A 14,362-nucleotide genomic window follows, 5' to 3' on the forward strand; every position below is an offset into this window, starting at 1 on the left:
CCCTCTCCTTAGCAGGGGGAGGGGAGTGTCTTCTAAAATCTACTAATAATCTCCTCTGGCTTTACAAGTTCCTGTTCGCCAGTAGTCATATTCTTTAGTGTTATCTTACCTTCTTGCATTTCAGTTTCACCTGCAAGGGCAACAAAACCAATGTTCTTTGCATTGGCATAGCTCATTTGTTTCTTCATTTTAGCCTTGTCAGGGAACATTTCAGTGCGAATACCAGCCCTACGTGCAGCTGCAACAATTGGCAGACAGTAGGCAGTTTCCTTCTCTCCGAAGTTAATAAAGAGAAGCTGTGTACCCTGTACGCTCTCCTTTGGATAGAGGTCGAGCGTATTAAGAACATCATAAATGCGGTCAGCACCAAAGCTAATTCCGACACCAGAGATACCTGGCATACCAAAGATACCAGTTAGGTTGTCATAACGTCCACCACCTGTGATAGAACCAATCTGTACATCAAGGGCCTTAACCTCAAAGATAGCACCTGTGTAATAGTTCAATCCACGTGCCAAAGTAAGGTCGAGCTGTATCTCATTGTTTAGTCCAGAACCCTTCAATGTTTCAAGGATAAAACGCGTTTCTTCAACACCTTTTAGTCCAGTTTCACTCTCCTTCAAGACTTCTGCAATAACATCAAGTTTCTCTTCATTGGTTCCTTCTAACTTAATGATAGGTTGCAACTTCTCTATTGCTTCTTCAGAGATTCCATTATTACGCAGTTCTTCGTTTACATTATCAAGTCCTATCTTATCAAGTTTGTCGATAGCAACTGTGATGTCAACAATTTTATCCTTCTCACCAATTACTTCAGCTATACCTGTGAGAATCTTTCTATTGTTAATCTTTATCTGTACGCGAATGCCAAACTCTGTAAATACAGTGTCAATAATCTGCATTAACTCCACCTCGTTTAGTAATGAGTCAGAGCCTACTACATCGGCATCACACTGATAGAACTCACGATAACGACCCTTCTGTGGACGGTCTGCACGCCAAACTGGCTGTATTTGGTAACGCTTGAAAGGTAGCTGCAACTCATCACGATGCATCACCACGTAGCGAGCAAAAGGTACTGTAAGGTCATAACGCAATCCCTTTTCGCAGAGTTTTGTCTGCATCTTTAGTGTATTGCGCTCCTTAAGTTCTTCATCGCTAACAGCCTTCAAGTAATCTCCTGAATTCAGTATCTTAAAAAGAAGTTTATCTCCTTCTTCACCATACTTACCCATCAACGTCTGTAAGGTCTCCATAGAAGGTGTCTCTATCTGCTGAAAGCCATAGAGAGCGTAAACACGCTTGATGGTATCAAATATGTAATTTCGTTTTGCCATCTCATCTGGACCGAAGTCACGGGTACCCTTTGGGATGGAAGGTTTGTTTGCCATTTGTCTTGTATTTTTGTTTTACGAATGAAAAATATTAGGCTGTGAGAAACGAATATAAGCTTTTCTGAATGCTTATAACCGCCAGTCACAGCCTAAACAAGATTATAAAACGATCGTTTGTTCGCGGTCAGGACCAACAGAGATAATACCAATGCGGGTCTCAAGATAGTTCTCAAGGAAAGCTACATACTCACGGAACTCCTCTGGGAATTCATCCTGTGACTTACATTTTGTCATATCTTTCTTCCAACCGCGGAAATCCTTGTAGATTGGTTTCACATTATCAATCTCGTAAGGGAAGTCCTTTGTCTCTGTACCATCTGGCAACTCGTATGCAACGCATGCCTTGATAGTTTCGAAGCTATCAAGAACATCACTCTTCATCATAATAAGCTCAGTCACACCATTTACCATTACAGAGTAGCGAAGCTGAACAAGGTCAATCCAACCACAACGGCGCTCACGTCCGGTAACAGCTCCATACTCATGGCCGAGATCACGAATCGTCTTTCCGGTCTCGTCAAATAATTCTGTTGGGAATGGACCAGAGCCGACACGAGTACAGTAAGCCTTCATGATACCATAGACATTACCCACCTTATTAGGACCAATACCAAGTCCAGTACAAGCACCTGCACAAATTGTATTTGAAGAAGTTACGAAAGGATAAGAACCAAAGTCTACGTCCAACATTGTTCCTTGCGCACCTTCGCAAAGAATATGCTTACTTTCACGAAGGAGGCGGTTGATTTCATTTTCAGAATCAACAAACTTAAACTCCTTCATATATGCTATGCCTTCCATCCAAAGCTTCTCAGTCTCTTCTAAGCCTTCAAAGTCTGTCCAACCAAGTGCTGCAAGCATTTTCATATGACGATCCTTATGAGCAGCATACTTTTGTTCGAAGTCACAGAGGATATCACCAACACGTAAACCATTTCGACTGATCTTATCAGTATAAGTAGGACCAATACCCTTGCCAGTAGTTCCAACCTTGTCTTTACCCTTTGCTGCTTCGTAAGCACGGTCAAGGATACGATGTGTTGGCATGATAAGGTGGGCTTTCTTTGAGATATGTAGACGCTCCTTTAGAGGATGTCCACTCTTCTCAAGGTCTTTTGCTTCACCCATAAAGAGATCTGGAGCTAAAACGACTCCATTGCCAATGATGTTAACTTTGCCACCTTGGAAGATGCCTGATGGTATAGAACGCAGCACGTATTTCTGACCTTCGAACTCAAGAGTGTGTCCTGCGTTCGGACCTCCTTGGAAACGAGCTACTACATCGTAGCGTGGTGTGAGCACGTCTACAACCTTACCTTTTCCTTCATCACCCCATTGGAGACCCAACAGGACGTCTACTTTACCTGTGTTCATTTGCTTTTATGTGAGTTTTTTACTTGTTTCTGTGTAAGAAACTTGCTTCTCTGACGCGACAAGGCGGCTTGACAGCGTGAACATATGCCATATATATATAAGGAGAAACCATCTCGGCGAAAGCGGTGGAACTTTGTGTTCTTTATAGCATCCGCAATCTCTGGGGAATCAACCTCTGTCACTGTTCCGCATAGCGTACAGATCTGATGGATATGATCTTCATTGTTATAGCATGCCTCATACTTGGTTTGACCGATGAACCGATGTCTGACTACGAGACGTAATTCAATGAAAAGACGCATCGTATTGTAAAGTGTGGCACGAGAAACTCGAAAATTATTCTTTTCAAGTGCTGCACCCAATTCATCTAAGGAGAAATGTTCTCCCATGTCATACACCGCATCCAAAATGGCATATCGCTCTGATGTCTTGCGATGATTGTTAGCTTCGAGGTATTCATCCAGAATGTCTCGAACTCTTTTTTTGACTATATCTTTAGTCACAACTTACTGATTAAATTTGCACAAAGTTACTATTTTTAAACGATATAACTACTATACAGTAATAAAAAAAAGTTAAAAACATTGTGCTTGTATAATGGTATAAAAGCTGTCTTGTGATTCTTTTTACATGTTTATTACACTATGGTATTATTCTTTATACAAGTACTATATCGAATAATTTTTATGAAAAAAGGTTCTTCCGCTAAATGCGTAGATTGTTAATAGAATGAGATTAATCCATATACCATGGTATGATTACCCCCAATTAGGGGGGGTAAAATGGGTCATGCGAGCCTCTAACATTGTGTGCAGTGGGTATGATTACCCCCAATTAGGGGGGTAAAACGGGAGATAAACTACATGACAAATATAATTAGGTGCGATGTCTATCGGTCTTTTACAAACAAACTTACTCCCTCATTAGTTGAGCTTTGTAAATTATTTTCATTCTATACAAAACCAATACATGCTCTTTTAGCTTCTAAAAGACGCCCAATTGACTTGCAAAAGGTGCCCTTTAAGCCCCTTACTAACACCCTTTTGAAGTCCAATTAAGCACCTTTTACTTTACTACTTTATAACTAATTGATTTCTATATGGTTATGAACCTACATTTTGTATGTGTTTTTACCGTTATTTATAGATGTCTTGCTTGAAATTATGTAATGATTTTTTAATCTATTGTCTATAGATTATCGAAGTCTTAAAATGAAAAGGTTTTCAATGAAGTGGATGATAAAAGGATAGATAGTTGACAGTCTTAGCCATGTTTTTGTTTAATGATTAACTTCGTTTTTTCCTTTATAGTAATACGAAAAGCGTCCACACATTTAACGGAAGAACCCCAAAAAACATTTATCTTCATCGAAATAAGTAATTCTTGTCATGGAACATAAATTCTTTTCTTCACGATAAAAATATATTAGATTTAGTCTAAATCATAATTTATGATGATTTTTTCTTTTTTCTTTACTTGTCTAATGAAAAATAATACATATCTTTGTGCACGAAACAAGATATAAATCCTATGAAATTAAAAACCATATCTACCAAATTGAAAAGTATGATAGATAAGTTTCTATCATGCATCTCATATCGGCAAAAGGTTACATTATCTATTTTGTGCGGTGTGATAGTAGGATTAACAGGGTTATTCTTTTATCTTCTACGTATGCATACCTATATAATAGGTGATGACCCAGCGGCATGTATTAATTGCCATATCATGTCACCTTATTATGCTACGTGGTCACACTCTGCACATGCTCGTAACACCACATGTAACGATTGTCACGTTCCTAATGATAACGTTGCTACACACTATGCTTTTAAAGGTATGGATGGAATGAAGCATGTAGCTTATTTTGTTACATTTAATGAATCGCAAACTATTCAGGCAGAATCAGCATCCGCAGAAGTGATAATGGATAACTGCATCCGCTGCCATAAACAATTAAATCAAGAGTTTGTTAATACAGGCAGAATAGATTACATGGAGGCTCAGCGTGGTGAAGGTAAAGCCTGCTGGGATTGTCATCGTGATGTAGCACACATGAAGATGAATTCTCTCTCAAGTACTCCTGGTGCAGAATATGTGGAACCAATGCCACCTTCTCCTGTTCCAGATTGGTTGCAAAAAATGTTAGGAAAGAAAAAATAAGAACTAAAAATCGATAATTATGGCAAAGACATTAAAGAAATGGCAAGGCTGGCTACTCTTTGGAGGAGCAATGGTTCTCGTGTTCATTCTTGGACTGCTCTGTTCTTCAATGCTTGAAAGAAGAGCTGAGGTTGTAAGTGTGTTCAACAACAGACGTACACCGATGACTGACTCCATTGTATCTCAGAATGAGAAATTTGCAGCTGATTTCCCACGTGAATATCAGACGTGGGCAATGACAGAAGACACAAGTTTCGTGAGTAAGTACAATTCTTCCCAGGAAGTAGATGTACTGGCTGAGAGACCCGAAATGGTTATCCTATGGGCTGGCTATTCTTTCTCAAGAGGGTATAATACACCACGTGGACACCGTCATTGTATTGATGACTTACGTAAGATTATGCGTACAGGAAGTCCAGGTGTTGATGGACAAGATGACATACAGCCAGGAACCTGTTGGACCTGCAAGGGTCCTGATGTTCCACGTCTAATGCGTGAGAAAGGAACTGATAAATTCTATGCTGCCAAGTGGAGCGACTGGGGACCAGAGGTCATGAACACCGTCGGTTGCTCAGACTGCCATGATGCAAGGACGATGGAACTTCGTCCCGCTCGTCCTGCTCTCTATGAGGCATGGGCTCGTGTCGGTAAAGACGTGAGAAAAGCCAGCCATCAAGAGATGCGTAGCCTGGTCTGCGCACAGTGCCACACGGAATACTACTTCGAGAAAGAGAATGGCAACTATCTACATTTCCCTCAAGAAAAGGGTATGACGTGTGAGGCAGCAGAGGAATACTACGATAGTATTGGATTCTATGATTACATTAATCCGTTATCAAAGGCGAAGATTCTAAAGGCACAGCACCCTGGTTATGAATTGTATTTACAGGGAATCCATGGACAGCGTGGTGTTTCATGTGCTGATTGTCATATGCCTTATATCTCTGAGGGTGGTGTAAAATATACAGATCATCATATTACAAGTCCATTAGCAAACATCAGTCGTACTTGCCAGACTTGTCACCGTCAAGATGCTGAAACACTTCGTCAGAATGTATATGAGCGTCAACAGAAGATTTATGACTTCCGTACTCATGTCGAAAGAGAACTTGCTGCAGCACATATTGAAGCTAAATTTGCATGGGAAAAGGGCGCAACTGAGGCTGAGATGGAGCCTGTTTTGAAAGACCTTCGTAAGGGGCAGTGGCGTTGGGACTATGCCGTTGCCAGCCACGGCGCTGCTTTCCATGCTCCACAAGAAGTAATGCGACTCCTTGGAAGTGCAATGGAATATGCAAAGGATGCACGCTTACAGATCGCACGTGTAGTTGCTCGTCACGGCTTTACAGGACAGATTCCTCTTCCTGACGTTTCTACTAAGGCTAAGGCACAGTCTTACATTGGCTTAGATATGACTAAGCTTAATGCACAAAAGAAGCAGTTCCTCGACACTATCGTTCCGAAGTGGATAGAGCAGGCACGCAAGAATAAGCGGTTTATAACTAAACCGATGTAAACAAACTACAAGCAGGATTCCTTCCCATTAGGGGAGGAATCTTGTTCAGTAAAATAGGAATACTCTATTTGAAGAATATTCTTGTATCCTAATATTTTATATATCAAAACGAAATCATTTATCTGCTCGTACTTCACAAACATAAAATAAAGTTTTTCAAGACCTTATTAATAGTGGGGGAGAGCCTCTTTTACTATGTGGAATAAACCTTATACACTTAGAGAAGGTACAGCAATAGTTGTTGGTTTATTGGTTACAGGTGGATTATTACAGGTAACAATAGGTCCCTTAGAGTGGGGTATCTTTGCTTGGCCAGCCAACATTATTACAGTAATCTTACTCGTACTGGCACTTATCATAGTCTATGCACTTCGTAAGCGGTCTTATTTCTGTCGTTTCATGTCAACCATGCAAGCGGCGATTCCAGCTATTGCTACAGCTGCAATACTCACTCTTCTTATGGGACTTACCAAACAAGTGGCAGAGGGGAAAGCTCCTATTGACCCACTTGGTCTAACAAAGATGCTTAATTTCTGGCCGTTTATCCTTGTTTACCTATGGATGACAGCCATTGTTGGTGAAGTCACTTTGAATCAAATAGCACATTTCTCTTGGCGTCGCTTGCCAACACTAACGAGTCATGTCGGACTGTTCCTTGTTCTTACATGTGGTACACTTGGTAGTGCAGATATGCTTCGAGTAAAGATGTTTTGCGAGCAAGGACAGGTTGAGTGGCGTGGTCTTGATGCTTTTAGTGCTGTTCATCACCTCCCTGTTGCAATTCAACTGGAGAAGTTTACCATTGATGAATATCCACCTAAGCTCATGCTTATTGACAATATGGGACTTCCGCTTCCTAAGGGAAAACCTGAGAACATTCTTTTAGATAAGAATGTAAAGTCAGGTCAACTGTTAGATTGTAAGATTGAGGTACTCAAGCGTATTGATAATGCTATGCCAGTTATGCTCAGTAAGATGGTTGGTAAGATGCCTGGTGGTATGATGAGCAATATCCGTATGGACTCTTTAGGACAGGCACGTAATAAGGATGGCTATATAGCTTCGGATGCAACAGGTACTGCTTGTGCGATATTGGTAAAGGTAACAACTGGTGTAGATGCTAATGGAAGCAGTGACTCTGGTTTAATTAAAGGTCATAAAAGTACTGTAACTGGTTGGCTCACTTGTGGAAGCTATCTTTTCCCTTATCAGTCTTTGAAACTTAGTGATGGTAGAAGATTGGTTATGCCAAATCGTGAGCCACGTCGTTTCGCTTCACTTGTTGACATCTATACACAGGATGGAAAAAATATTCACACCGAGATAGAGGTTAACAAACCTTTTAGTATTGATGGATGGAAAATCTATCAGCTAAGTTACAATGAACAAATGGGCAAGTGGAGTAATCTAAGTATCTTTGAGATTGTAACAGACCCTTGGATGCCAGTTGTCTATGTAGGTATATTCATGTTGTTATTTGGAGCTGTTGGAATGTTCTTGACAGCAAGTCGTAAGAAGGAGGTTAAGCTATGATTTGGAGTTATTTTATCATATTTGCAGTCGTATCAGTAGTTTTATGGGCTATAGGTGCATGGGCTGCATGGCGTAACCGTCGTATCTTAGCGTTTGGCGCAACAGGTCTTGGACTTGTAATCTTCTTTTCCTACATTCTTATTATGTGGATAACATTGGAGCGTCCACCACTTCGAACGATGGGAGAAACGCGTTTATGGTATAGTTTTTTCCTTCCTTTGGCAGGTATTATTGTCTTTAGTCGTTGGCAGTATAAATGGATATTGAGCTTTTCAACACTTCTTGCAACAGTGTTTGTATGTGTTAATATCTTTAAGCCTGAGATTCATTCCAAGACGCTTATGCCAGCCTTGCAGAGTCCATGGTTTGCTCCTCATGTAATTGTGTATATGATGGCATATGCACTTTTGGGTGCAGCAGTAGTCATGTCGGTCTATCTTCTTTTCTTTAAGAAGGGAACTGATACGGATAAAGAGATGGAGATAACTGATAACCTTGCCTACGTTGGACTATCATTTATGACACTTGGTATGCTTATGGGTGCTTTGTGGGCAAAAGAGGCATGGGGACATTATTGGTCATGGGACCCAAAGGAGACATGGGCAGCTATTACTTGGCTTTCTTATTTGGTCTATGTCCATTATCGTCAGTATCGTCCTCACATTGTTCGTCCAGCCTTATGGGTCCTCATTATAGCCTTCATCTTACTGCAGATGTGCTGGTGGGGCATCAATTATCTGCCGTCAGCACAAGGCATGAGTGTACATACATATAACTTAAGTTAAAACACTTTATTTCAAATCGGTTCATTAGAAGGTTATTTCTTAATTCTAATGAACCGATTTTGTTTTACTCATATATCTTCTCTTGATATTATCATTAAGTCATATTTTTGACAAAACCCTTTGTTCTTCCATATCTTTTTTATACTTTTGACGACTGAATTCAACAATAATAAGATGAGACAGATTATTAATCACTTTACAGACGATGACCTTTATAAGCTTACAATGTGCTGTGCTGTCATTGACAACTATCCACGTGCACATGTTTGCTATCAGTTTGTTGACCGTGACGATACGGTCTATCCAGAAGGCTTTGCACGTGAAGTGGAACATCAAATAGAGTTACTTGAGACGGTTGTTATTACCGACGAAGAAATAAATTTTCTTCGACAGAAGTGCAATTATCTTCCAGAATGGTTCTTGACATACCTCCGCGGCTTTCGCTTTTCACGTGAGTGGGTGAAGGTATGGCAGGATGAGGATAGGCATCTTCATATTGAGTTTGAAGGATTATGGGCTGATACTATTCTGTTAGAGGTAAAGGTTCTTGCCATTATTTCAGAGCTATTCTATATGTTTAACGACCAAGCTCAGGAGTTTGACTATCAAGAACTCTATGATAAGACTTACCATAAGACAGAGCGATTACTTGAAGCCGGATGTGTATTCTCAGACTTTGGTACACGTCGTCGTGCCAGCCTTACAGCAGAAGATACTGCTGTTCGTGCCATGAAGGATTGCTACGACAGTCGCGAATGGAAAGGACGCTTTGTTGGAACAAGCAATATTCATCTTGCCATGAAGTATAATCTTATGCCTGTTGGTACGATGGCGCATGAGTTTATTTGCGCTATTGGTGGTATGTTTGGACCTCAGATGGCAAACTATATGGCTATGGAAGCATGGCGTAGAACTTATCGAGGTGCTTTGGGAACTTACCTTTACGATTCCTTTGGGTGGGATATATTCTCTTATAACTTCTCTGAAGATTTTGCTAATCAGTTCAAGGGGTTGCGCATAGACTCTGGTGATAACTTTGAGCAATTAGAGAAGATCATTGCAAAATATAATTCTTTCGGTATCGATGCACGTGATAAGCAGGTGTTATTCTCAAATGCTTTAGATACGGATAAGGCTATTGAGATACAGCGTTATGCTGAGAACCGAGTGAAGCCTTCATTTGGTATTGGTACTCACTTTACCAATGATTTCCCACATGTAAAACCAATGAACATTGTTATTAAGTTGGTCGCTGTAAAGATTACGGAGTCATGGCCATTCTATAACGAGACCTGTAAGATCTCAGAAGACAAAGGTAAGCATACGGGTAAGCCAGAGGTTATCAAGCGATTCATGGAGGCAATTAATTATAAAGAGTAGATTTCTATCTAATTTTTACCTCGAATATTACAGAGGGGAAACGTCAAAAGGCGATAATAAGTTGATGAATTAATGTCATTACTTATTATCGCCTTTTGAAGTTATATTGCTCTTAATCTATTATGAAGGTCATATTTAAAAAATAGCAAATAATGATAATCATAATTATGAAGTGTAGTAGTAATCATAATTATGAATTATATCTTTGCTCCAGACTCTATCTTGTTCAATCCCTTCTGATAGTAGATATAGTAAAGTACGCCTGACAGTGTTAAACCAAATGGGAAGGCAAACCAGACACCGACCAGCTGATAGTTCATAACGACTCCAAAGAGATAGCCTAAAGGAAGAGAAACAATGAAGAAAGATACAAACGCAATCCAGATTAGCGGACGAACATTAGCTGTGCCGCGCATTGCATTGGCATAATTACACTGTAAGCCATCACCAAACTGATAAATCATAAATGGAATAATCGTCATAGATACCATTGAAATAACGTTTACATTATCAGTGAAAAGTCCACCAATGATATGACGGCAAATGAAGATTGGCACAGAAGTTAGTATGGCAAGCAAGAAGACTAAATGAATTCCAGCCGTTGCTGTTCTTCTTACAGCAAGATAGTCACGTTGTCCCATGAAGTTACTAATACGTACTGCTACCGCTGCTGCCAAGCCATAGTAGATCATGTAGCCTAACTGTGAAATCGTCAACATAACCTGATGAGCCGCTAAGGATTCTGTATCGAACCAGCCAACCATCAAACTTGAAAGGCTAAAGGCAGCAGTTTCCATACCCATTTGTAATGCTAAAGGAATACCAAGAACAATAATCTGCTTGAAGTCTGCATATTTCACCTGACCTAAACTCCATCCCTTCTTGTATTCTTTATATTTCTTACTAAAGAAGAAGATGCCTACCATAATGAAAGCCATCACGATACGTGAAATCATTGTAGATAGTCCTGCACCAACCAGTCCCATCTCTGGAAGTCCTAAATGGCCATAAATCAGTATCCAGTTACCAAAGATATTCATCACATTTCCAGCAACAAGAATCCACATTGCCACCTTTGTGTCAGTGATACCATCGGTAAACTGGCGGAAAGTATTAAACCAACATACAAATGGGAGAGACACAAGTTGGATAAGGAAGTAAGGGCGAATGAGTGGTAATAACTCTTCTGGCTGTCCCAAACGATGAATATTCAAGTACAGAACAATCATAATGGCAGATAAAAGTATTGCCATACAGGTGTTTGCTGCCGTAGCACTCTTCATTACCTCACCAATACGATGAGTCTTATCCTGTCCGTATAGGATACCAACAAGTGCTGTAATAGCATATGTAAAGCCAATAGCAAAAATAATGACCAACGTAAACATATTGTTGACAAATGCCGCTGCAGCCAATTCTTCTGTACTATGATGTCCAATCATAAGCGTATCGGCAAAGTTAAGAATAAGGTTTCCTAATTGTCCGATAATGATTGGAACGCCTAAATAAGTAAGGTTACGATAGTGTGTTTCGTACTTTGAAAATTGATATGACATACTAATTTTTGCTATTTATTATCCTAAGTGTGATGCAAAGGTACGAAAAAATATTGTATTTTCATACAATTTTCATAAATTACTTTATCTTAGTTTATGATAAAAAAGAGAGGTATAGAGTAAGAAAAGACTACTTTATCTATTCTTAGGCGGTTTATTTATCGGGTGAAAAGAGTTTTTTTACAGGTAAGATAGTACACCTTTATTATATAAGAAACATAAAATCAACCCAAAGTCTTTTCATGAAATAATTAGGAGTAAAGCCCTCTAATATTATCGCTTTACCCGAATCGGTTAGGAAACAAAACCATAGTAAGAAGAACTATACATTTTGTGGTCTAATGACCGATTCGGATTTAATCATATTGAGGACGATAATGCACAAACGAAAAGAGGAGCCCCCCTATGGTCTCCTCAAAACAATATAGTATTTGTTTTAATGATTTACAAGTCAAACTTGTAGCCCAAAGTAATCTGGAATACGCTGTTCTTAGCATCTGTCAATTTGAAAGCCTTGCTAACACCCCAATTGTAACGAGCATCAAGCTGGAAATTGTTGTATTCGTAAGAAAGACCTACTGGAATAGAAACATCTACAGACTGTGCCTTTGCTGGATTTTCAACTGCATCAAGATTATTTACCTTAATTTTGTTGCTAACATTAAATCCAGGCTGAACACCCAATTTAACAGCAAGACCTTTAACAACATAAACGTTTGCCATGATAGGAACGTTAATGTAATCAAGGCGGTTTGTTGCATCAACTAAATTAGCGAAATTAGCTTTTGCACCCTGCATAGAGTAGAGTACACCTGCACTTACAGAGAAGATGTCACTTGCCTGATACTCACCCTCAACACCAGCTACAAGACCTACACGAGGGTCTGAGCCCTTAACCTCTGTAAGATTAGCAATACTAACACCAACCTTTGGCTGAAGGTTGAATGAACCAACTGCATGCTGTGCGAATGTAGATACTGATGAAAGCATCAGTGCTGCTACAACTAAAATCTTTTTCATAACTCTTTGTTTTTTATTAAGTATATTTTATTCTATAGTTATCCTTTTATTATACTCCTCGTTTATAAGCCTTTTAAAGCCTCCAATAGAGAAGTTTTATATTGAATATTTCGTTAATTATGTGCGCAAAGTTAAACGAAACTAATGTTACTTCAAAGGTTTTTGCGTTAAATATTATTTATATGACACAACAACAAAGAAAATACATAGAAAAAGATGGATTGAAAAATATTTTTCTTTCAATCCACCTTATTGTATACCTAATACTGACCTTATAATCTTTATGAGGATTATAAGATTCTAATATTTACTTCACCTGGCAACTAAGTTCCTTACCCTCTGATAGTTCTTTTACACTGCTAAGGGTTGAAACAGCGATATTGTAGAGCGCTTCCTTTGTAAAGAATGCTTGATGAGAGGTCAATACAACGTTTGGAACCATCAGTAAGCGAGCCAATACGTCATCGTCAATCATCTTGTCGCTCTTATCCTCATAGAAGTACTCCTTCTCCTCTTCATAAACGTCAAGACCAGCTGAACCCACCTGCTTTGTACGCAAGCCTTCGATAAGGTCTTCTGTGTGGATAAGCTGACCACGACCAGTATTGATAATCATCACACCCTTCTTCATTTTCGCAATACTTTCCTTATTGATAAGGAACTTTGTGTCTGGTGTCAATGGGCAGTGGAGGGAGATGATATCACTATTCGCATAAAGTTCGTCAAGCTGAACAACCTTCACATTATACTGCTTTGCAAACTCTTGATCTGGATAGAGATCGTATGCCATAATATTCATACCAAAGCCGTGAAGAATCTTTATAAGCTCTTTGGCAATACGACCCATACCAACAACACCTGCTGTCTTACCATGCATGTCGAAGCCTAACAAACCATGTAATGTGAAGTCTCCATCACGTGTACGGTTCACAGCACGATAAATCTTACGGTTAAGACTTAGCATCAGTGCTACAGCATACTCAGCAACAGCATGTGGAGAGTAAGCAGGTACGTGTGTCACCTTAATACGACCTTCAGCAGCCTTAAGGTCAACATTATTGAAACCAGCACATCGAAGAGCTACAAGTTTTACACCATTGTTCACTAATTCATCAATAACTCTTGCATCGCACTCTGCATTTACGAAAATACAAACCACGTCTGCACCCTTTGCCAAAGGCACAGTACTAATACTGAGACGCTCTTGATAATAGCGAATATCGAAATTATAATCCTTGTTTACTTCGTTGAAAGACTCGATGTCATACGACTTTGCGTCGAAAAATGCTATCCTCATTGCTATTTACCTAATTTAATTATTATAAGTGCTATAGATAATCCTTTATACGGTAAAAGGATTTCTTTATTTTTTCTGATTCCTCAGGTAATCTTTAATGTGTAAGTTATCCAACTTACTTAAGGCAATGCAAAGGTACACATAATTTGTAATTCTTGCAAATAATTATTTTTATAGTTGTTCTTTCTGAGATAGAATAGTTTGCCATTTTGCAGAAATGAAAGCTATAATACTATGATAGTTTTAATTTTATTTTGCTGTCACTTTTAACAGTTCGTGTAGACTTGTTATAAACCAACAAGTTACAACCTATAATCTGATGATGGGAGTGACAGGAAATCTAT

At 39.3% G+C, this 14,362-nt stretch carries 11 protein-coding genes; 5 read left to right on the plus strand and 6 right to left on the minus strand.

The window, feature by feature from the left end:
* Window positions 1-32 precede the first annotated feature (32 nt).
* From hisS to FIU21_RS07800, 3 genes are all read right to left on the minus strand, one after another.
* Window positions 33-1,391, minus strand: coding sequence for a histidine--tRNA ligase (hisS, locus tag FIU21_RS07790; protein WP_004361112.1), 1,359 nt, complete (start codon window positions 1,389-1,391; stop codon window positions 33-35).
* Between the two features lie 102 nt (window positions 1,392-1,493).
* Window positions 1,494-2,768 (minus strand): adenylosuccinate synthase, encoded by a 1,275-nt coding sequence (locus FIU21_RS07795; RefSeq protein ID WP_004361113.1) that lies wholly within the window; start codon window positions 2,766-2,768, stop codon window positions 1,494-1,496.
* Window positions 2,765-3,271 (minus strand): Fur family transcriptional regulator, encoded by a 507-nt coding sequence (locus FIU21_RS07800; protein ID WP_013263943.1) that lies wholly within the window; start codon window positions 3,269-3,271, stop codon window positions 2,765-2,767. Before FIU21_RS07800 ends, FIU21_RS07795 begins: the two co-directional genes overlap by 4 nt.
* A 1,027-nt stretch (window positions 3,272-4,298) precedes the next feature.
* Here FIU21_RS07800 and nrfH point away from each other — a divergent pair.
* The 5 genes from nrfH (at window position 4,299) to pncB (ending at window position 10,145) form a co-directional block, all read left to right on the plus strand.
* Window positions 4,299-4,931 carry a cytochrome c nitrite reductase small subunit gene (gene nrfH, locus FIU21_RS07805; RefSeq protein WP_036886741.1) on the plus strand — a complete coding sequence of 211 codons (633 nt, stop codon included), beginning with the start codon at window positions 4,299-4,301 and terminating at the stop codon, window positions 4,929-4,931.
* A 19-nt stretch (window positions 4,932-4,950) separates the two neighbouring features.
* On the plus strand, window positions 4,951-6,447 hold the full coding sequence (gene nrfA / locus FIU21_RS07810) for an ammonia-forming cytochrome c nitrite reductase (RefSeq protein WP_004361116.1): 1,497 nt from the start codon (window positions 4,951-4,953) through the stop codon (window positions 6,445-6,447).
* Between the two features lie 195 nt (window positions 6,448-6,642).
* Window positions 6,643-7,980 (plus strand): cytochrome c biogenesis ResB family protein, encoded by a 1,338-nt coding sequence (locus FIU21_RS07815; RefSeq protein ID WP_004361117.1) that lies wholly within the window; start codon window positions 6,643-6,645, stop codon window positions 7,978-7,980.
* On the plus strand, window positions 7,977-8,765 hold the full coding sequence (gene ccsA / locus FIU21_RS07820) for a cytochrome c biogenesis protein CcsA (protein ID WP_004361118.1): 789 nt from the start codon (window positions 7,977-7,979) through the stop codon (window positions 8,763-8,765). Before FIU21_RS07815 ends, ccsA begins: the two co-directional genes overlap by 4 nt.
* Before the next feature lie 174 nt (window positions 8,766-8,939).
* On the plus strand, window positions 8,940-10,145 hold the full coding sequence (gene pncB / locus FIU21_RS07825) for a nicotinate phosphoribosyltransferase (protein ID WP_004361119.1): 1,206 nt from the start codon (window positions 8,940-8,942) through the stop codon (window positions 10,143-10,145).
* 197 nt (window positions 10,146-10,342) lie between these two features.
* Here the strand turns inward: pncB and FIU21_RS07830 are convergent, their stop codons facing one another.
* From FIU21_RS07830 to FIU21_RS07840, 3 genes are all read right to left on the minus strand, one after another.
* Window positions 10,343-11,701, minus strand: a complete 1,359-nt coding sequence (locus tag FIU21_RS07830; RefSeq protein ID WP_004361120.1) for an MATE family efflux transporter — start codon at window positions 11,699-11,701, stop codon at window positions 10,343-10,345.
* Between the two features lie 444 nt (window positions 11,702-12,145).
* Window positions 12,146-12,721: a porin family protein gene (locus FIU21_RS07835; RefSeq protein ID WP_004361123.1), complete on the minus strand. Its 576-nt coding sequence runs from the start codon at window positions 12,719-12,721 to the stop codon at window positions 12,146-12,148.
* Between the two features lie 307 nt (window positions 12,722-13,028).
* The gene (locus FIU21_RS07840; protein ID WP_004361125.1) at window positions 13,029-14,018 is read right to left on the minus strand and encodes a 2-hydroxyacid dehydrogenase; all 990 of its coding nucleotides are present in this window, start codon (window positions 14,016-14,018) and stop codon (window positions 13,029-13,031) included.
* Window positions 14,019-14,362: the final 344 nt, after the last annotated feature.

It is taken from the genome of Prevotella melaninogenica (genome assembly GCF_013267595.1).
GTDB lineage: Bacteria > Bacteroidota > Bacteroidia > Bacteroidales > Bacteroidaceae > Prevotella > Prevotella melaninogenica_D.